General features: G+C 70.6%; 17 protein-coding genes and 2 pseudogenes. 13 read left to right on the forward strand and 6 right to left on the reverse strand.

Going from position 1 to position 18484, the window contains the following annotated elements; genetic code table 11:
• Positions 1-288, forward strand: a pseudogene (locus GUI43_RS31125) (M14 family zinc carboxypeptidase); the annotation flags it as partial.
• A 69-nt stretch (positions 289-357) separates the two neighbouring features.
• Here the strand turns inward: GUI43_RS31125 and GUI43_RS31130 are convergent.
• Positions 358-468 (reverse strand): annotated as a pseudogene (locus GUI43_RS31130) (DUF397 domain-containing protein); the annotation flags it as partial.
• Between the two features lie 319 nt (positions 469-787).
• Between GUI43_RS31130 and GUI43_RS33600 the strand changes: the two are divergent.
• From GUI43_RS33600 to GUI43_RS31140, 3 genes are all read left to right on the forward strand, one after another.
• Positions 788-1231 (forward strand): hypothetical protein, encoded by a 444-nt coding sequence (locus tag GUI43_RS33600; RefSeq protein ID WP_146765974.1) that lies wholly within the window; start codon positions 788-790, stop codon positions 1229-1231.
• Positions 1232-1390: 159 nt separating this feature from the next.
• Positions 1391-1993 carry a hypothetical protein gene (locus GUI43_RS34100; protein ID WP_170158806.1) on the forward strand — a complete coding sequence of 201 codons (603 nt, stop codon included), beginning with the start codon at positions 1391-1393 and terminating at the stop codon, positions 1991-1993.
• Positions 1990-4344, forward strand: a complete 2355-nt coding sequence (locus GUI43_RS31140) for a VWD domain-containing protein (RefSeq protein ID WP_170158807.1) — start codon at positions 1990-1992, stop codon at positions 4342-4344. The genes GUI43_RS34100 and GUI43_RS31140 overlap by 4 nt, the downstream gene beginning before the upstream one ends.
• A 48-nt stretch (positions 4345-4392) precedes the next feature.
• Here GUI43_RS31140 and GUI43_RS31145 read toward each other — a convergent pair whose 3' ends face one another.
• The gene (locus tag GUI43_RS31145) at positions 4393-6453 is read right to left on the reverse strand and encodes a cellulose binding domain-containing protein (RefSeq protein WP_112588947.1); all 2061 of its coding nucleotides are present in this window, start codon (positions 6451-6453) and stop codon (positions 4393-4395) included.
• 393 nt (positions 6454-6846) lie between these two features.
• Here GUI43_RS31145 and GUI43_RS31150 point away from each other — a divergent pair, with 393 nt between their 5' ends.
• The 4 genes from GUI43_RS31150 to GUI43_RS31165 all read left to right on the forward strand — a co-directional run bounded on the left by GUI43_RS31150 (position 6847) and on the right by GUI43_RS31165 (position 10432).
• Positions 6847-7185 (forward strand): YbaB/EbfC family nucleoid-associated protein, encoded by a 339-nt coding sequence (locus tag GUI43_RS31150; RefSeq protein WP_249037901.1) that lies wholly within the window; start codon positions 6847-6849, stop codon positions 7183-7185.
• On the forward strand, positions 7172-7486 hold the full coding sequence (locus tag GUI43_RS31155) for a type VII secretion target (RefSeq protein ID WP_112700393.1): 315 nt from the start codon (positions 7172-7174) through the stop codon (positions 7484-7486). Before GUI43_RS31150 ends, GUI43_RS31155 begins: the two co-directional genes overlap by 14 nt.
• 379 nt (positions 7487-7865) lie before the next feature.
• The gene (locus GUI43_RS31160; RefSeq protein ID WP_112700395.1) at positions 7866-9200 is read left to right on the forward strand and encodes an extracellular catalytic domain type 1 short-chain-length polyhydroxyalkanoate depolymerase; all 1335 of its coding nucleotides are present in this window, start codon (positions 7866-7868) and stop codon (positions 9198-9200) included.
• A gap of 524 nt (positions 9201-9724) precedes the next feature.
• Positions 9725-10432 (forward strand): SanA/YdcF family protein, encoded by a 708-nt coding sequence (locus GUI43_RS31165; protein ID WP_112700397.1) that lies wholly within the window; start codon positions 9725-9727, stop codon positions 10430-10432.
• 6 nt (positions 10433-10438) lie between these two features.
• Here GUI43_RS31165 and GUI43_RS31170 read toward each other — a convergent pair whose 3' ends face one another.
• Positions 10439-11422, reverse strand: a complete 984-nt coding sequence (locus GUI43_RS31170; protein ID WP_373861107.1) for a LacI family DNA-binding transcriptional regulator — start codon at positions 11420-11422, stop codon at positions 10439-10441.
• Positions 11423-11664: 242 nt separating this feature from the next.
• Here GUI43_RS31170 and GUI43_RS31175 point away from each other — a divergent pair, with 242 nt between their 5' ends.
• Positions 11665-13290, forward strand: a complete 1626-nt coding sequence (locus GUI43_RS31175; protein WP_112603142.1) for a glycoside hydrolase family 43 protein — start codon at positions 11665-11667, stop codon at positions 13288-13290.
• Positions 13291-13336: 46 nt separating this feature from the next.
• Here GUI43_RS31175 and GUI43_RS31180 read toward each other — a convergent pair whose 3' ends face one another.
• The 3 genes from GUI43_RS31180 to GUI43_RS31190 all read right to left on the reverse strand — a co-directional run bounded on the left by GUI43_RS31180 (position 13337) and on the right by GUI43_RS31190 (position 15426).
• A complete protein-coding gene (locus GUI43_RS31180; protein WP_146754533.1) occupies positions 13337-13957 on the reverse strand; it encodes a hypothetical protein in 621 nt (206 codons plus the stop codon).
• A 159-nt stretch (positions 13958-14116) separates the two neighbouring features.
• Positions 14117-14830, reverse strand: coding sequence for a hypothetical protein (locus GUI43_RS31185; protein WP_112700400.1), 714 nt, complete (start codon positions 14828-14830; stop codon positions 14117-14119).
• Positions 14827-15426 carry an RNA polymerase sigma factor gene (locus GUI43_RS31190; protein WP_112700404.1) on the reverse strand — a complete coding sequence of 200 codons (600 nt, stop codon included), beginning with the start codon at positions 15424-15426 and terminating at the stop codon, positions 14827-14829. Before GUI43_RS31190 ends, GUI43_RS31185 begins: the two co-directional genes overlap by 4 nt.
• A gap of 269 nt (positions 15427-15695) precedes the next feature.
• Between GUI43_RS31190 and GUI43_RS34995 the strand changes: the two genes are divergently transcribed.
• The 4 genes from GUI43_RS34995 to GUI43_RS31210 form a co-directional block, all read left to right on the forward strand.
• On the forward strand, positions 15696-16907 hold the full coding sequence (locus GUI43_RS34995) for a chitosanase (RefSeq protein ID WP_211326788.1): 1212 nt from the start codon (positions 15696-15698) through the stop codon (positions 16905-16907).
• 130 nt (positions 16908-17037) lie between these two features.
• Positions 17038-17430: a MerR family transcriptional regulator gene (locus GUI43_RS31200; protein WP_112588930.1), complete on the forward strand. Its 393-nt coding sequence runs from the start codon at positions 17038-17040 to the stop codon at positions 17428-17430.
• Positions 17400-17747 carry a thioredoxin gene (gene trxA / locus GUI43_RS31205; RefSeq protein WP_112700402.1) on the forward strand — a complete coding sequence of 116 codons (348 nt, stop codon included), beginning with the start codon at positions 17400-17402 and terminating at the stop codon, positions 17745-17747. Before GUI43_RS31200 ends, trxA begins: the two co-directional genes overlap by 31 nt.
• 168 nt (positions 17748-17915) lie before the next feature.
• The coding region (locus GUI43_RS31210; RefSeq protein WP_146765975.1) for a DUF222 domain-containing protein at positions 17916-18484 on the forward strand (569 nt) is incomplete at its 3' end.

Below are 18484 nucleotides of genomic sequence, written 5' to 3' on the forward strand. Positions count from 1 at the left end.
GCCGGCGTCGACGCGGCGCGCGCCAGCGCCGCCGCCGCGCCGGTGCCGCCGGACCTGGGCGGCGGCTGGCGGCCGATCACCATCCAGGTGGCGGCCGGCGACCTGGCCCGCACCAGGGCGATCGTCGAACGCTTCACCGCCGACGCGCAGGCGTCCGAGAAGAACGGTTCGGCGTACGTCGTGATCCCGAACCCGCAGGGGCTCCAGGTGGACGAACACCCGTTCGCGCGTGATCTGGTACGCGCGCTGAATGCCGCCAAGGTGCCACTGCGGTCGGTGGTGGGCTGACGGAGGCCGCACAGCGAAGCGCCCGTCCCCTCTACTGGGGGCGGGCGCTTCGGCGCGTTCGGGGATCGGCTACGACCGCTGGGCGACCTCGGTGACGAACGCCCGCCAGGCCACCGGCCCGAAGACCAGCGCCGGCCCTTCGGGGTCCTTCGAGTCCCGTACGCCCACGATGCCGGGCAGGCGCGGCTGGTGGGAGGACCCGAAACGTGGCGGCCGCGTTCGTACCGGAGCCCGTGCAGATCTTGGACAGTTTCCGTTACGGCAGAACGGAAACTGTCCAAGATCTGATGGTGAGGCGGCGCTCGACGGCGGAAGCCGCCCGGCGTGCGGGCGGTGGCGAGTCGGTTTGTCTGTTCGGGACAAGACCGAACACGCCATTGACCAGGCCGGACATCGGCGTGTTGTGCGGAACAGACCGTAGCGGTAGCAATCCTTTCAGATTCATCAATACGCTTCGAAGGATTCATCAAGCCGATACCACCGGTCATGGAGGTCACGCATGAAGGTCCGGCGTCTTGGACTCAAGCTGTCAATGGCGTTCGCGGTAACCGCCGCCCTCGTTGCCACAGGCTCACCAGCCTTCGCCGCTCACAACGACAACAGTGACATGACGCTCTGGGACGACAATGCATCGTGCCAGGCTGGTCGTATCGCATTCGTCGACTATGGCGAAGGCGCGCCCGGCGGCGGCATGAACGACGACTACTTCATCGTGTCGGACACGTGCGCGAATGGTGACGGGGTCCTGGGTCGCGTCTACGTCAATGGCGTCCTGATCGACACCCGGTACAACGGCGGCGGATCCGGGTCGTCGGTCATCTGGGATCCGGCGCAGGTCTACGCGAACGACGTGGTCCGGATGGATATCTGCACGGCGAACGGCCCGGAAGACTACTTGGGCTACCCGTGCGCCAGCAGGACCTTCCGCAGCGTGGACGGCTGACGGTAGCCGGAGGGCGGGCACCGGATGTGGCGGTGCCCGCCCTCGGGTCGGCTAGCGGACATCCACCGGGCCGGATCACGACAGCGCTCCCGGCACCCGTCGGCGCAGGCTGGCCGGGATCTGTGCCGACCGTCGGCACCCGGAGGAGGCTCGCGGCCCATGGGCGTACCCCGCGCAGGGACGGCGGCGCTCGCCGGTGGTCTCGCCGTGCTGCTGATGGCGACCACGGTCGGGTGCAGACGGTCACGTCCGTCACCGACGCCGACCAGCGGCACGGCGACGGTCGGCCTGACCGTCAGCGCCGGCCAACCGTCGTACCGGGTGGGTGAGCAGATCAGTCTTCGGTTGAAGCTGGTCAACAACCGCGACGCCGAGTGCCAACTCAGTCGGGTGCCGGACGGGGCGGTGACGGTCATGTCGTTGACCCGCGACGGCACGGCGGTGGCACCCGCGGTCGGCGGCGCCGCCTACTACCGGGACTTCACCGCGTACCTGGTCGAGAACCTGGTGCGGGTGCCGCCGCGTGGGTCGGTGGAGCTGAGGCTGGGCAGCGACCCGCAGAGCCCGGTCGGCGCGGCGCTGACCACCTCCGCCCCGGACGGGCGGGGTGGGGCCACCGTGACCTGGTGGCCGGTCGACCAACCGGGGGCGTACCGGTTGGTGCTGGGCTACCTGCGGGCGCCGCTGCGCGGTGTGCCGGCGGATGCCTGCGCCGCGACGGCCGAGCAGGGCACTGTCGCGTTCGAGGTGAGGGGCGCGTGACCGGGTTGCGGAGCCGGGTGCGACTGGGTGCCATCCTTGCGGGCGTCCTGGTGCTGCTCGCCCCACAGGCGGCGTCCGCCGTGGTCAACGTTGATCCTGACCTCCAGACGGAGTACGCGGGCTGCGTCGGACAGATTCGCAGCTCCGGCAACGGCAAGGTGCTCGAAGAGTTGGAACGCTCCGGAAAGAAGATCAAGGTCCGTAGGCCCATCCTCGACTCGGAGAGCAGCACCACCAAGTACATCCCAGGTAGCGACGTGCAGATCAACTGGGTGCCGGAGAACGACGGGCGGAAGCTGGACGACGAGGGTGCCGGCTTCACCGAGGACCAGTGCGCCACCCTCATCCACGAGATGAACCATGCCCTCGACCTGGCCAACGGCATCGAGCGGGGGCGGTTCTGCACCCAGGGCGGCCAGTTAGCCAGCAAGGTGGATCCCAGCGAGGTGCACGCGGTGCTGGCGGAGAACGCGTACCGCAAGGCCGTGGGGGTGCCGCTGCGCACGACGTACAGCGGGCTGCCGCTGCCGTCGAACGGCAAGGACTGCGACCGGCCCAGGCCCCGACCATCCGGTGGTGGTGGTTGTTCGATCTCGGTGATCGGCAAGGGTTACCGGTGCGCGAACAGCAACGGCGACCCGCACCTGCTCACCTACGACGGTCTGCGGTACGACTTCCAGGCCGCCGGGGAGTTCGTGCTGACCCGCTCGACGACCGACGGCTTCGAGGTCCAGGTACGACAGACGATGTTCCCGGCCAGCTCGGTGGTGGCTGTCAACTCGGCCGTCGCGGTTCGGGTGGCCGGCGACCGGGTCGGCGTGTACGTCACACCTGACGGCCCGGCGGTCCGGGTGAACGGCGCCGCGCCGGTGTCCGCACCCGACGGCGTGAAGTTGCCTCGCGGTGGCACCGTCACCACCTGGGGAGACGGCACGGTGACAGTGGAGTGGCCGGACGGCGCTCGGCTGACCGCGCAGCCGATCGGGGTGTGGGGGTTGAGCGTGAGCGTCAGCGCGCCCACCGCCCGGGCCGGGAGGCTGGAGGGCCTGCTCGGCGACCATGACGGTGACCCCGGCGACGACCTGGCCGTGCGCAAGGGGAATCGGGTGACACAGCCGCCCACGTTCGAGGCGCTGTACCCCGGCTTCGCCGACAGTTGGCGCGTCGAGGCGCAACGGTCGCTGTTCGACTACGAGCCGGGGCAGAACACCGGGACGTTCACCGACCGGCGCTTCCCGGACCGACTGCTCACCGTCGGGGACCTGCCCAACCGGGCCACCGCCGAACTCGTCTGCCGGCGGGCCGGTGTCACCGATCCGCAGATCCTCGCCGACTGTGTGCTCGACGTCGGCCTCACCGGGCAGGTGGCGTTCGCCGAGGACGCCGCCCGCGCGCAGCGCGACGCGCCCGCTGCCGGTGACGTCGACCTGGCGGTGACCCGGGCGGGCGCCACGGCCGCGATGAAGGTGCCGGGCCGGGCCGGTCAGAAGATCTTCGTGGAGATGCCCGCCGCCACCGTGCCGGATCGCTGCGGGGTGTTGCTGCTGCTCGACCCGCAGGGCCGTCAGCTGGCGACAGGCTGCGTCATCTCCGGTGTCGGCTTCATCGACACGACCACGTTGACCGCCACCGGCGACCATCAGGTGGTGCTCGACCCGTGGGATGCCGATCTCGGTCGAGCGACGGTACGGGTCGTTGCGGTGACCGACGAGGAGAAGACGCTCGCGCTGGACGGGCCCCCGGTCCGGGCGACGCTCGCCCAACCGGGCGCGGTCAGCCGCCTGTCCTTCGACGGCCGCGCCGGTCAGAAGGTCTTCCTCCAGGTCACCGACGCCACACTGCCGGACCGGTGCAACCTGCTGCGCCTGCGCGACCCAGCCGGTGAACAGGTAACCAGCGGCTGCGTGATCGGCGGCCAGGGACATGTCGACGGGTTCGTTCTGCCGGCCACCGGCCGGTACGTGCTGGAGGTCGACGGGACCTCCACCGACACCGGCTCGGCGGACGTGCGGCTGCGCGACGCCAGCGACGAGCAGCGGGACACCGTCGCGGACGGACGGGCGGTCACCCTGTCGGTCAGCCGCCCCGGTGCGGTGAGCCGTCTGCGGTTTCCCGCCGACAACGGCAAGCGCCTCACCGTCGAGGTGAGCGCCGCCAGCCTTCCCGACCGGTGCGCGATTCTGACCGTCACCGGCCCAGGCGGCGAGGCGGTGGGCAGTGGCTGCGTCATCGGCGGTGCCGGGCGGTTCGAGATGGGCCCGCTGCCGACCGGCGGCACGTACGCCCTGGTGCTGGACCCGTGGGCGGACGAGACCGGGTCGGCCACGGTAACCGTTCGACAGGTCGGTTGACCCGACGGTCGGCTGACCCGACGAACGGGCCAGCCGACCGTCGCGGCGTCAGCCGGTGGCGCAGATGGTGCCGTTGAGGCTGAACGCCGTGGGCAGCACGTTCGGTCCGCCGTACGCGCCGACGAAGCCGGCGCTCACGGTGCCGCCGGCGGCGATCTGCCGGTTGTCGGTGGTGGGCGTGACCCGCACCGCGGTGCCGACCTGCTCCCAGGTGGCGCTCCAACCACTGCTCACCTGCTGCCAGCCGGTGGGCCAGGTCCAGGTGAGCGTCCAGCCGTTGATCGGGCGGGACCCGTTGTTGATGATCTCGACGCCGCCGATGTAACCGTTGCCCCAGTCGTTGTTGGCGCTGAAACGGACGGTGCACGTACTGGCGGCGGGGCTGCCGGTGGCGAAGGTGAGCGGCGGTGAGGCCCAGGAGACCCGTCCGGCGGTGTCGCGGGCCAGCACGTTGACGGTGTACCTGCTGCCCGGCACGAGGTTGCCGACAGTGAACGAGGTGGACGCCGTCTCGCCGAGCTGCTCGCTGACCGCGCCGTTCTGCCGGTGCACCTCGTACTTGGCGATCGGGCTGCCGCCCGGGGTGGACGCCGGCCAGGTGATCGTCGCGGCGCGGTCGGTGACGCCGCTCGCGGTCGGCTGGCCCGGTGCCGCCGGCCGTCCGGCGGTCGCGCCGGCCGGGCGCAGCACGAGCGTGGTCAACGAGTACGCGGGCAGCGTCCGGCTGGTCGCCGAGCCGGACTGGCTGGTGACGATGCCGGTGGCGCCGTTGGTGAGGGTGGACACCGTCGGCGCGACGGCCGACGGGGTGAACCCGGCGTAGTCGATGGTGACCGGGTGGTCGTTGTCCGGGTCCTTGTTCACCAGCAGCACGGCGAGGTCCCCGTTGCTCCGGCGGACGGCGTGGGCGGTGACCAGGGGCTCGTCGGTGCCGGCGCGAACGAACTGGTCGCCGGTCTTCGCGAAGAGCTTCATCATGCTCAGCCCGTGGTACGGCGCGAACGGTGTGTTCAGCGGCGGTTGGCAGACCGAGCCGTCCTCGGTGCAGGCCCCGCTGGAGAGCATCCCGAAGTCGCCGTAGTCGGTCTGACCGGCCACCTGCGTCACGGTGCCCATGCCGTTGTGCACGTTCCACCAGTGGGCGGTGAAGACGCCGTTCTCCAGCAGACCGCTGTAGACGTCGGCGAGGAACAGCGCGGCCGGTTGGGTGTTGCGGCCGGCGTCGACGTTCAGCTCGGTGAAGCTGATGCCGATGCGGTCGGCGTTCGGGCCGGCGTACCGGGCGAGCTGCTGCCGCAGCAAGTAGGTGGCGTCGGGTAGGTGATTGACGCGGGCCAGCGACTCGGCCGCGGTGCCGCCCGGGTACCAGTGCACGTCCACGAAGTCGATCTTCGGGCCGGCGATGGAGAGCAGCGTCTGGTTCCACGGGCCCGGGTCGCTGCCGGCGGTGATCCCGTCCGGCCAGTTCCCCGGCATGGTCAGCACCGCTCCGACCTTGATGCTCGGGTCGACCGCCTTCATCGCGTCGGCGTACTCGACGACCAGCCTCGCGTACTGTGTCGCGCTCTTGTCGGGGTGGTCGTCGGCCTCCCACGCGGACCCGTAGTGGCCGTTGCCGTAGTTCTCGTTGCCGACGGTCCAGTAACGCGCGTCGTAGCCCTTTGTCACGTTGGCGTACCGCACCCAGTCGGCGGCCTCGGCGGGCGTACCGGTGCCGTAGTTCGCGATGATCATCGGCTGCGCGCCGACGCGCCGGACCGCCGCCATGAAGGTGTCGAAGTCGGTCCCCGGCGCGACGTAACCGCCGGGCGCGGTGTGGTCCTTCCAGTGGTAGATGTCGGCGTACGAGCCGCCGGGGTAGCGCATCATCTGCACGCCGGCATCTCTGAGCAGGTCCGACGTCTCGGCGGTGCCGAGGTTCGTGTCCCAGATGGCGTGGTTGACGCCGAGAGCGGTGTCCGGCACGGTCGCCAGTCCCGCGCGGGTGTTGACGGTCACGGTGACCGGGTCGGCCGCCGCGCTGGCGGTGGGCGGGTTGACGCCCGCGAGCGCGCTCGCGGCGAGCAGCAGGCCCGCCAGGAGTGCTGCTCGGGTCTTCGGTTTACGCATGGGCGGGGTTCCTTCACGCAGATGAGCCGCCCGACCGGTCAGCGTGCGACGTGGGGACGGGCGATCTCGTGGACGGCAGACTCTGGTTGGTCCATCGCTTGTGTCACCGTCCCCCGGAGATCACATCTGGATCCCGGCTGCCCAGTGGACGGGCGTCAGCCCCGCGCGCGGCTCTTCATCGACGTACCACAATGGCACTGTCGGTTCGACAATCTCAAGGTGCGTCAGGCGTCGTCTTCGCCGCGCTGGGCGGGACCACACCGAACGCCGCCGATTGGTAACGTCGCGACGGCCTAGGCGGCGACGGGCGCCTGTCACCGGGGGGTCGGTATGTGGACGGACGAAGCCGCGTTGGACGCCGCGGGGCGCCGCCTCGATGAGTGGCAAGCATCGATGGCTGACCGCGCGGCCCGAGCAAGGACGCTCTCCACCCAGGTGCAGGGGCTCACCGGCTCCGCCACCAGCCCTGACCGTTCGGTGCAGGTGACCGTCGACTCGAGCGGCCTGCTGATTGATCTGCGGCTTGATGAACGGATCCGGCAGCACCCCTCGGCACAGACCGCCCGCCACATCATGGACACCACCAGAGCCGCCCACGCCGACCTGCTGAAGCGGCTCACCGAGGCGACCACCGAGACCCTTGGCGACAGCGACCCGACCGGCCGGGCCGTCATCGACTCCTACCAGCGCCGACTGGGCGCGCAGGAGAGCCGGCCAGATGTCCAACGGTGATGGCTTCCAGGTCGACCCAGACGACCTGACCACCCACGCCGATCACATCAGGCGTAACGCCGACGGCCTGGAGACCGCGCGTCAGGCCGGTCAGCACGTCCAGTTGAGCGCCGACGCGTACGGGCAACTCTGCGCGATCATGCCGCTCCTGCTGGGCGGCCTGCAACGCACCCTGGTCGAGGGCATCGCCGACGCGGCCGGATCGGTCCGGGACACCTCCGAAAAGCTGCGCGCCAACGCCGACCGGTACCGGGCCTCCGACGCCAGGGCCGAGCAGCTGCTGCAGCGAACGCGGGACTAGTGGTGACCATCACGGCAAAGATCGTCAACGCGTGGCGATCAAGTGGAGAGTTCCCGCCGCGGATGTTGTTCGCCAGCTGAGCTGGCGGGCGGGATCCACAGACGTCATACGTTACAGCTTGACGAACGGCATGTTATCGCTCACAGTCGATGCGAGGCGATCAGCGTCAGTGGCTCACCGGGAGGCCCCTCGCTGATCTGACCTCAGTGGTCAGGACGTCCCTGGGCAGGTGGACGTCGCATCAGGATTTGTCCGCAGCCGCCGGTGACGCGCGGCGGACGTCGCACGCCTCGGGACCGCCCGGACGCCGCCGTCGACCGCCTGCGCCGGACCGCCGTGCTGCCGCCGGGTCCCCGACTCACGACAAGAGGAACCGCCGATGAGATCAAGGATCGCACTGCTGGCCGCCGCGCTGGCGACGGCCCTGGCGACGGCGACGGCCGTGGTCACGGTCGCCACCCCGGCATCCGCCGCGACGCTCACCCAGGTGACCAACTTCGGCACCAACCCGACGAACCTCCAGATGCACCTGTACGTGCCGGATCGGGTCGCGGCCCAGCCGGCCCTGCTCCTCGCCCTGCACTACTGCACCGGCAGCGGCCCGGCGGTGCACAGCGGCTTCGGGCTGAGCACCCTCGCCGACCGCTACGGCTTCATCGTGATCTACCCGTCGGTGACCCGGAGCAGCAAGTGTTGGGACGTCTCGTCACCGCAGGCCCTACGGCGTGACGGCGGCAGCGATCCGGTGGGCCTCAAGTCCATGGTCGACCACGTCCGGAGCCGCTACCCGGTCGACGCCAACCGGATCGGTGTGGGTGGGTTCTCCTCCGGCGCCATGATGACCAACGTCATGGTCGGCCTCTACCCTGACCTGTTCAACGCCGGGTTCAGCTCCTCCGGGGTCCCGTTCGGGTGCTTCGCCACCACCAACGGCGCGGAGTGGAACAGCGAGTGCTCCGGCGGACGCATCGTCAGGACCGGGCAGCAGTGGGGTGACCTGGTCCGCAACGCCTACCCCGGTTACTCCGGCAAGCGTCCCCGGTTCCAGATCTGGCACGGCACCACGGACACCACGCTGAGCTACGTCAACTTCGGCGAGCAGATCAAGCAGTGGACCAACGTGCTGGGCGTGTCGCAGGCCCCCAGCTTCACCGACTCGCCGCAGACCAGCGCCACCCGCACCCGGTACGGGGGCACCGGCGGCACGGCGCCCGTCGAGGCGATCAGCTTCCAGGGTTACGGCCACTCCATCCCGTTCGACGCCGCGCAGGCCATCCGGTTCCTCGGCTTCGACACCACGAGCCCCACCACCCCACCACCCGGCGGCACGTCGGCGCCGCTGCGCAACACCGGTGCCAACCGCTGCCTCGACGTTCCGTCGCGGTCGCAGACCAACGGCACCCAGTTGACGTTGTGGGACTGCAACGGCGGCACCAACCAGCAGTGGACGTCGACCGCCGCGAAACAACTCCAGGTGTACGGCACGAAGTGCCTGGACGCCGAGGGCGCCGGGACCTCGCCGGGCACCCGGGTGATCATCTGGGACTGCAATGGCGGCACCAACCAGCAGTGGAACGTCAACACCGATGGCACGGTGACCGGCGTGCAGTCCGGCCTGTGCCTGACGCCCAATGCCGCCGGGACCGCCAACGGCACCCCTGCGGTTCTGTCGAGCTGCAACGGCACGAACAGTCAGCGGTGGACCCGAAGCTGACGGGTGACCGACGCCGGCGTACTCCGTCGGTTGCTTGTGCGGGTGTGCGCCCCGCTGCTCGGGCCCGGACTCCGAGCAGCGGGACGCGACCCGGCGGCCAGGGTTGGGGCCGACGGTCGCCATCAGGGCAGCCCAGGTGCGGGCTCCTTCCCAGCGGCGGCCGCTGGGCAGGAGAGCGGACCGGTTGTCGTCGCACGATTGTCCGGCTGCTGCGGTGCCCTGGAATCCCGGTGGCCGTTCCTGCCTCGGCCGCGTGGCGCGCGGGTCGCCCAGTGGTGGTCTCGGGCCGTCTCGCGCCGGCCACGTGCCACCCGCCCCACGCCACGATCGTCGTCCGTCACGCCTCGGGCCAATGGCGACAGCTCCGTCACGGCGGCCCGAGGTCGGTCGAGTATCGACGACTGTCCGTCACGTTAGCGCTAACAGCGAGCGATTGTCCATAGACAACGGTCTTCGTTCGCTGCTCGGGACGGTCGCGCGTACGCCGACGACAGTCGTGAGCGCGACCGGAATAGCCTTGCGGCATGCGGGGACGATTCGGCGCGGCCAGACGGTGGTACGGGGAGCACCGGCGGTTGGTCCGCCGTACGGTCCTCGCGCTCGCGGTGGGGATCGTGGTGCTGACCGGCGGCACGGTGGCCAGCGTGACGTGGATCCGCGACACCGCGAAGGGCCACCTCTACGGCGAGGCCGAGGTGCCGGACGCGCCGGTCGCCCTGGTCCTGGGCACCAAGGTGGACGCCGACGGCACGCCCTCACCCGTCCTCACCGCCCGGTTGGAGATCGCACGGCGGCTGTTCGACGCCGGCAAAGTACGGGCGATCCTCGTGTCGGGCGACAACATGAACGCCGACTACAACGAGCCCGCCGCGATGCGGAACTGGCTCGTGGAGCGGGGTGTACCAGCGCACAAGGTGGTGCCGGACTACGCCGGCTTCGACACGTACGACTCGTGTGCGCGCGCCGAGCGGATCTTCGGGGTGCGGCAAGCAACCGTGGTGACCCAGACCTTCCACCTACCGCGCGCCGTGGCGCTGTGCCGGCGCCTCGGCATCGACGCCAACGGCGTGGGCGACGACAGCGCGAAGCGGTACGCCCAGACGTGGTGGTTCAGTTCGTCCCGGGAGAACGGCGCCTGCCTGAAGGCCGCGCTGGATCTGCTCTCCGGTCGGGATCCGGCGCACCTCGGCCGCCGGGAGACGGGCGTCGACGACGCTCTGCGCGTCGGCTGAGGAAGGTCACTGGCGTGGTGGTGCGGCGCTGTCGCGGACGATGAGTTCGGTGGCGAGTTCGACCCGGGGGCTCTCGGTCCTCTCGCCGCCGGCGAGGCGCAGCACGGTCCGCGCGGCCAGCATTCCCATCTCGGCCAGGGGTTGCCGGACGGTGGTCAACGGTGGCGAGCACCATCGCACCTCCGGCAGATCGTCGAAGCCGACCACGCTGACGTCGTCGGGCACCCGCAGACCCCGTTTGCGGACCGCCTCGTACACGCCGAGTGCCATCTGATCGCTGGAGGCGCAGATGGCGGTGGGCGGGTCGGCCAGGGCCAGCAGTTGCGTACCCGCTGTGAAGCCGGCCTCGTGGTAGAAGTTGCCGGGGCGGATCAGGGCGTCGTCGATGGGGATCCCGGCGGCGCCGAGGGCGGCCCGGTAGCCGTCCATCCGGGCCCGGCTGCACATCAGGTGCGGCGGGCCGGCGATGAAGCCGATGCGGCGGTGGCCGAGGCTGATCAGGTACTGGTTGGCGCTGAGGCTGCCCGCCCAGTTGGTGGCACCGATGGTGGGTGACTCCTGCGGGTCGACCCCGGCCGGGTCGATGATGACGACCGGCAGGTGGAGCCGGCGCAGCTCGGCCTGCAACGGTGGGTTCACCATCGAGGTCACGAAGATGATTCCCTCGGTGGAGCGCGTACGCATGTTGTCGAGCCACTGCTTGGCCGAGGAGATGCGCCAGTGGATGGCCGACACGACGGTGCCGACGCCGCTGGTCTGGCCGACGTCCTCCACCCCGCGGATGATCTCCACGGCCCACGGGCTGTCCAGATCGTTGAAGACCAGGTCGATGAGGGCGGCGTCCGTGCGCCGGGCCGGTGAGCGGCGGCGGTAGCCGTGCCGGTTGAGTAGCGCTTCGACGCGCTCGCGGGTGTCGGGGGCGACGTCGGAGCGGCCGTTGATGACCCGGGAGACGGTGGGCACGGAGACTCCGGCCAACCGCGCGATCATGGCGATGGTGACGTTTCGGCCGTTCTCCGTGCCCACGGTCCCCCCTGCGGAGCTATGGATCTCCGAAACTTTCGATGCTTCGCCGGTAATGCCGATCGATGGCCGGCACGCTACGAGCTGTTGTCCCAGCGGTCAAGACCTCTGTCCTATTGCGAAAAGACCGGCTAGCGTAAGCAGGGCTTCCAGTGATCCGGGACCACGATTTTCCGGAAGTTCCAGACAGCCCGTCCAGAGGAGTGCTCGTGTCGACCGACATCGCTAACGTGGCGACCGCTACCCGGTCGATCCGCAATCCCGTCCTTGCCGGGTTCCACCCGGACCCGTCGATCCTGCGCGTCGGCGACGACTACTACCTGGCCACCTCGACCTTCGAGTGGTACCCGGGCGTCCTCGTGCACCACTCGCGTGATCTGGTGAACTGGCGCAGCCTGGGTGGGATCATCACCGACCGGCGCCTGCTCGATCTGCGCGGATGCGGCGACTCCAACGGGGTGTGGGCGCCCGACCTGACATACCACGACGGTCAGTTCCACCTCGTCTACAGCGACGTGGCCAGCTTCGCCAGCGGCTACTGGGATCCGCAGAACTTCCTGGTCACCGCCGAGGACATCACCGGCCCCTGGTCCGATCCGGTGAAACTGCACGGGCGCGGGTTCGATGCGGCGCTGTTCCACGACGACGACGGCACCACCTGGCTGCTCGGCATGAGCGCGGACTGGCGGCCCGGCCGCGACCGCTTCGGTGGCATCGAGATCCAGCAGTACGACCGGGCCGCACGCCGTCTGGTCGGCAGCCCTCGCATCCTGTTCACCGGTTCTCCGGTCGGGGTCACCGAGGGTCCGCACCTGTACCGCCACGACGGCTGGTACTGGCTGATCACCGCCGAGGGCGGCACCAGTTGGGAGCACCAGGTCACCGTGGCGCGGTCCCGGGAGCTGTTCGGACCGTACGAGGTGGACCCGGACGGGCCACTGCTCACCTCCTTCGGCCGGCCCGACCTGCGGTTGCAGAAGGCCGGTCACGGCAGCCTGGTCCACACGCAGAACGGCGAGTGGTACCTGGCCCACCTGGTCGGTCGCCCGTACTCCCCGCTGGGCAACTGCGTGCTGGGTCGGGAAACCGCGATCCAGCGGGTCGAGTGGCCGTCGGGCGGCTGGCCGCGGATCGCCGGCGGGGTGCCCGCGGACGACGTCGTCGCACCCGACCTGCCCGCCCACCCCTGGCCGGCGGAGCCCGAGACGGACCACTTCGACGCCCCCGAGCTGGGCCGGTGCTGGTCGACGCTGCGTCGGCCGGCCACCCCGGACTGGGTCGACCTGCACACCCGCCCGTCGTACCTGCGGGTCCACGGCGGGCAGTCGCCGGTCGGTCGACAGGCACCCAGCCTGGTCGGGCGACGCGTCGGCGCAAGGGAGTGCTCGCTGGAGACCGTGGTGGAGTTCGAACCGGCCGACCACCGTCAGCTCGCCGGGATCACCGCCTACTACAACACGCTCAACTGGCACCACCTCTACCTGACCCGGGCCGACGACGGCCGGACGGTGCTGGAGCTGCTCAGCTCCGACAACGGGCGGCGCACCGCGTACCCCGAGCTGACCGTCGATGCCGACGGCGTCACCCGGGTCGGTCTGCGGGCCGTTTTCGACGGACCGGCGGTGCGCTTCGACTACGACCTCGGCGCCGGTTGGCAGCGGCTACCGGTCGAGCTGGACGCGACCATCCTGTCCGACGAGCACGCCGCGCTGATCATCGACGGTGAGCCGGCGGCGTGGGGCTTCACCGGGGCGTTTCTCGGCCTGTGGGTACAGGACCTGGGCGGCGACGGCGTGCACGCCGACTTCGACCTGGCCACCTACCGGGAACAGTGACCGCGCGGACGGCACTCGGCGGGTGCCGTCCGCGTGCCCACTCGTCCTACTCGGCCTGGGCGGCGACGGCCCGCAGCTGGCCGAGAGTGGTGCGGAAACCGTGGCCGGACGCGGCCGGGTCCTCGGCGTTCAGACCGCTGACAGCCATGGCCTGCGAGCGGGTCGTGGCGACGGCCTCCGCGCCGGACCCGGTCAGGTCGAACACGCCGAAGTCGCCGCTGAGCGTCCGGAACGTCGGGGCAGCCGGGTCCTGGGCCAGGTAGAGCACCACGACCTGGCCGGCCTCGAGCTTCGACATGTGCGCCATGTCCGGCACACCGGCGGGCAGCGGGGCGAGCGTGATCCGCGCCCCGGCCCGCACTGTCGATCCGGTCGTCGCGCGCAGCACCTCGTCGACCCGGAATCCGGCCGCCTCGACCTCACCGCGTACGACCAGATCCGCGGCGTCGCTGAGCTGCCGCACTGTGGCGTACCCGCGCAGCTTGCCCTTGATCGGTGGTGGCGCGACGTCAGTCGGCGTGGCCGCGCTGCTCGGGGCGGCGCTGCTCGGGGCGGGCGCGGCCGCCGGGTCCGCGCTGCCGCTGCCGCAGGCGGACAACGCCGCGGCGGACAGCACGGCGGCGGCCGTGGCCCACATAGCCCGGGTACGACGACTGTCGACTGCCATGGAACGCTCCTCGCGTCTCGGTGCCGTCCCGGGCCGTCTCGCTCGGAACGCGGCACTGCTTACGCCTTCTATCTGTGCGTCCCGAGCGCCGAGTTCCATTCTTTTTCCCGGGCCTCAGCTCTTCCGGGCTCAGCTCTTCCGGGCTCAGCTTCTCCGGGTTCAGCGCCGCTCGCGCGCGAGCTGACGAAGCTCGGCCAACGTGGTGACGAACGCGCGACCCGCCGCGGTGGCGTCCTCGGTACGCAGACCGGTCACCGACATCGCCGGTGACCGGCTGGTGGCCGTCTCCCCGGCGAGGTCGAAGATCCCGAACTCCCCGCCGAGCGGGTGGTAGACGCCCGCACCCGGGTCGACGAGGCCCAGGTAGACGACAGTCGGGCGGGCTGCCGCCCCGGCTGGCTCCGCGGCCACCATGATCTCGGTGGGCACCGAGGCGCCCGGGGCGCGGTAGAGCACCTCCGCCACCCGGTAGACCGCCCGCCCATCCGTCACCGACGTCATCTCGCCGCGGACCACCAGGTCGGCCGTGTCGGTGAGTTGGCGCACCGTGCCGTACCCACGATTCTTGGCGGCCGTGCCCGGCGGCGCCGGCCGAGCGGCCGGACGGGACGCCTCGGGTGACGGGAGCGCGGCCGGGGGCGCGTCGCCGAACCGGGTCGCGAATCCTCCGCCGATCCCCGCCATGACCACTACCAACGCGGCCGCCGCGAGCGCGGGCCGCACCGACACGAGAGCCCTTCTTCGGGTACGCGGCTCCTGCGCGATCGCCGCCAGCAGGCGGCCGCGGTGCAGCTCATGCCGACCCGCTGGCAGGTCGTGGTCACCGGGGTGGGGGGCGATCTTCGCCCACTCGACCGGGTCCGGCGCGCTCACTGGCCGCCCTCCCGCACGAGTGAGGCGTCCACGACCGGCGGCCGTGCGGCGCGCGGCGGAGCGTCGACGAGGGTACGGAGCCGGGCGCGGGCTCGCGACAGACGGGAGCGCACCGTGCCGACCGGAACACCGAGCGCCTCCGCCGCGGACTCGTAGTCGAGGCCCTCCCACAAGCACAGGGTCAGCACCTCGCGCTCGTTTCGGCGCAGCCGGGCCAACGCGTCAATGGCGGCAGCGATGCGTCGGCTGTCGTCGAGTCGGCCGGCGACCTCGTCGGCGTGGTCGGGCACTGTGAAGTCGGAGGCGAGCAGCGCGGCGGCCACCCTGCGGTAGCGACGGTTGCTGCGGGCGTGGTTGCGGGCCTCGTTGGTGGCGATGCCGAGCAGCCAGGGACGCAACGACCCGCCCTCCTCGGAGACCCGCTCCCGGGAACGCCAGGCCTGCAGGTACGTCGCGGCCATGACGTCCTCCGCCGTGGCCCAGTCGGCGGTCAGCCGGAACGCGTGGTTGTACACCGAGCGCGCGTACGTGTCGAACAGCTCGGCGAACGCGCCGGGGTCCCCGGCGCGCACCCGGGCGCGCAGACTCGACTCCATGACCATCTTCTGTCCGTCGGACGGTGCTGGTTCCGACGGCGCGGCCCCTTGATCAGTTACGGCCCGACGATAGCCACCGGCGGGTACGTCTTGCCAACGACGGGATGAACAGACGCCGTCACGCCTCGCTGTCGTCGATTGACGAGGAATCGACGTACTGATATCTGTTAATAGAGTTTCCTGATGCTCGCGGTGCCCGCCGGGGCTGAACCGCCGCGCCGGGCCACCGACCGGCTGGCGGCACGCCGCCCCTTCCCCGAGGAACACCCATGGTTCACAAGAGAACAGCCGCCTACGTCGTGGGCACCCTGCTGGTCGGCGTCGCCGCCGTCGGCTACGGCCTGCCGTCGGCGAGCGCCGCGACCGCCGGCCCGATCACCGGCCTCGGTGGTAAGTGCATCGACGTGGCCGGCGCCAGCTCGGCCAACGGCACGCCCGTCCAGCTCTACGACTGCAACGGCAGCGCGGCCCAGACGTGGACCGTCGGCAACACCGACACCTCGATCCGGGCACTCGGCAAGTGCCTCGACGTCACCGCCGCGTCGACCGCCAACGGCGCCAAGGTGCAGCTGTACGACTGCAACAACACCGGCGCGCAGAAGTGGACCGCCAGCAACGGCGCGCTCGTCAACTCCGGCTCCGGCAAGTGCCTCGACGTCACCGACCGGAGCACCGCGAACGGCGCCCGGCTGCAGATCTGGACCTGCGGCGGCACCACGAACCAGCGGTGGACCCTGCCGGGCGGCGGCAGCACCCCCACGCCCACCCCCACCAACCCGAGCGGGACCAACCTCGACGACCCGGCGAAGAAGAACGTCGCCATGCAACTCGTCTCGGCCGCGGAGAACTCCTCGCTCGACTGGCGCGCGCAGTTCTCCTACATCGAGGACATCGGCGACGGGCGCGGCTACACCGCCGGCATCATCGGCTTCTGCTCCGGCACCGGCGACATGCTCGAACTGGTCGAGGCGTACACCCGCACCAAGCCGGGCAACGTGCTCGCCGGCTACCTGCCGGCGCTGCGCAACGTCAACGGCACCTCTTCTCACGCCGGCCTCGACCCCAACTTCCCCCGCGACTGGCGGACCGCAGCCACCGACTCGGTGTTCCAGGCCGCCCAGGAGGCCGAACGCGACCGGGTCTACTTCAACCCATCCGTACGCGACGGCAAGAACGACCAGGTCCGGGCGCTCGGCCAGTTCGCCTACTACGACGCGGCGGTCATGCACGGGTACGAGGGCATGCGCCAGATCCGCAACCGCGCCCTGAACCGGGCCAAGCCGCCAGCCCAGGGCGGTGACGAGCGGACCTGGCTCAACGCGTTCCTCGACGAGCGGGTGGTCGAGATGAAGAAGGAGGTGGCCCACTCGGACACCTCCCGCGTCGACACCGCCCAGCGGGTGTTCCTCAACAACGGCAACTTCAACCTGAACACGCCACTGGTGTTCGCCGTGTACGGCGACCAGTTCCGCATCGGCTAGTTCGGAGCCCGCAGACGCTCAGGGCGCCGCCACGCGGCGCCCTGAGCCGTGCTCGGGACCGGGAGCAGCCTTGCCTTGACGCTGACGACAAGGTTTAGCCTGGTCGCGACAGGCTGGTCGAGGAGGTCTGATGCTGATCGGCGAGCTGGCGGAACGAGCAGGCACGAGCACTCGAACGCTGCGCTACTACGAGGCCCACGGGTTGGTACACCCGCAGCGCTCGGCGAACGGCTACCGCGTCTACGACGAGGCGGAGCTGCGGGTCGTCCAGGAGATCCGGGCGCTGCTCGACGTCGGCTTCGGCCTCGACGACGTCCGTCCGTTCGTCGCCTGCCTGCGAGCGGGCAACGAGTCCGGCAACGTCTGTCCGGATTCCGTGCTGGTGCTGCGACGCAAGCTCGCCGAGGTCGACGACTACCTCGATCGGCTCGGAGCGGTCCGTCAGCAGTTGCACACCCAGCTCACCCACGCAATCGCGCACCGGGAGGAAACATGCCCCAGGAGACGAGCGTCAGCTCCCTGATCACCGTCACCGACGACACGTTCGCCGAGTTGGTGCTGGCCAGCGACCGGCCCGTGGTCGTCGACTTCTGGGCGGAGTGGTGCCCGCCGTGCAAGATGATCGAGAAGAGCCTTGTCGAGCTGGCAGGGGAGTTCGGCGACCGGATGACCATCGCCAAGCTCAACTCCGACGACAACCCGCAGGCCACGCGGCGCTACGCAGTCATGTCCCTGCCGACGCTGCTGGTGTTCCGTGGGGGCGAGGTCGTCGGCTCGGTCGTCGGGTCCAGGCCGAAACTCCACCTGCGGCAGAGCCTGACCATGCACGCCGGCCTGTGACCGTCACCGCCGGTCGACTGCCGCCTCCTGCTGTTGAGCGTGACGACGGTGGTCCTCACGGTGGCGGCACGGGTCCTCGCCGGGCGGGTGCCGACAAGTCTCCGGTGACCAGCCGGCACATCGATCATGGCAACTGAAAGTGTCGTACACCTGTTCTAGTGTCGGGTCATGGTCGAGGAGTTGGCGCAGGCAGACGATGCGATCTCTGCCTGCGTCGACGCCGCCGCCTGGGCCCTGCCGGAGCACGAGCTGATCGCCGCGCTCGACGCCGCGCACCGTCTTCAGCAACGCCTCGCCGCCGTCACCCTCGCCCTGATCCGTGAGGTCGACGGTCGCGGCACCGCCCGCACCCAAGGAGCCTCCTGCACCGCGGTCTGGCTCCGCGAACGCCTGCGACTCACCGTCCCGGACGCCCGCCGCCTCGTCGACCTCGCCACGGTCCTCGACACCGGCAACCCCGGGATACGACAAGCCCTAGCCGACGGGCACCTCAGCCTCGACCAGGCCCGGGTCATCACCGACACCGCCGCCACCGTCCAGGCCACCGCCGGCACGCAGGCCGCCGACAAGGCCGTCAGCCTGCTCACCGACTGGGCCAGCCAGTTCGACCCCACCCATCTGCGCAAACTCGGCACCCGCATCCTCGACCACGTCGCCCCCGACATCGCCGACGCCGCCACCCAAGCCGCCCTCGACGCCGAAGCACGCCGCGCCACCCGCGACCGGCACCTCACCCT

It is taken from the genome of Micromonospora noduli (assembly GCF_003264365.1).
In the GTDB taxonomy this organism is placed as follows: Bacteria; Actinomycetota; Actinomycetes; order Mycobacteriales; family Micromonosporaceae; genus Micromonospora; species Micromonospora noduli.

Coding starts and splice junctions, on each gene's coding strand:
- GUI43_RS31145 (WP_112588947.1), bottom strand. CDS start 6,453: ATGCGTAAACCGAAGACCCGAGCAGCACTCCTGGCGGGCCTGCTGCTC.
- GUI43_RS33600 (WP_146765974.1), top strand. CDS start 788: ATGAAGGTCCGGCGTCTTGGACTCAAGCTGTCAATGGCGTTCGCGGTA.
- GUI43_RS31155 (WP_112700393.1), top strand. CDS start 7,172: ATGTCCAACGGTGATGGCTTCCAGGTCGACCCAGACGACCTGACCACC.
- GUI43_RS31180 (WP_146754533.1), bottom strand. CDS start 13,957: ATGGCAGTCGACAGTCGTCGTACCCGGGCTATGTGGGCCACGGCCGCC.
- trxA (WP_112700402.1), top strand. CDS start 17,400: ATGCCCCAGGAGACGAGCGTCAGCTCCCTGATCACCGTCACCGACGAC.
- GUI43_RS31190 (WP_112700404.1), bottom strand. CDS start 15,426: ATGGAGTCGAGTCTGCGCGCCCGGGTGCGCGCCGGGGACCCCGGCGCG.
- GUI43_RS34100 (WP_170158806.1), top strand. CDS start 1,391: ATGGGCGTACCCCGCGCAGGGACGGCGGCGCTCGCCGGTGGTCTCGCC.
- GUI43_RS31160 (WP_112700395.1), top strand. CDS start 7,866: ATGAGATCAAGGATCGCACTGCTGGCCGCCGCGCTGGCGACGGCCCTG.
- GUI43_RS31150 (WP_249037901.1), top strand. CDS start 6,847: ATGGCTGACCGCGCGGCCCGAGCAAGGACGCTCTCCACCCAGGTGCAG.
- GUI43_RS31165 (WP_112700397.1), top strand. CDS start 9,725: ATGCGGGGACGATTCGGCGCGGCCAGACGGTGGTACGGGGAGCACCGG.
- GUI43_RS31200 (WP_112588930.1), top strand. CDS start 17,038: ATGCTGATCGGCGAGCTGGCGGAACGAGCAGGCACGAGCACTCGAACG.
- GUI43_RS31170 (WP_373861107.1), bottom strand. CDS start 11,422: ATGATCGCGCGGTTGGCCGGAGTCTCCGTGCCCACCGTCTCCCGGGTC.
- GUI43_RS34995 (WP_211326788.1), top strand. CDS start 15,696: ATGGTTCACAAGAGAACAGCCGCCTACGTCGTGGGCACCCTGCTGGTC.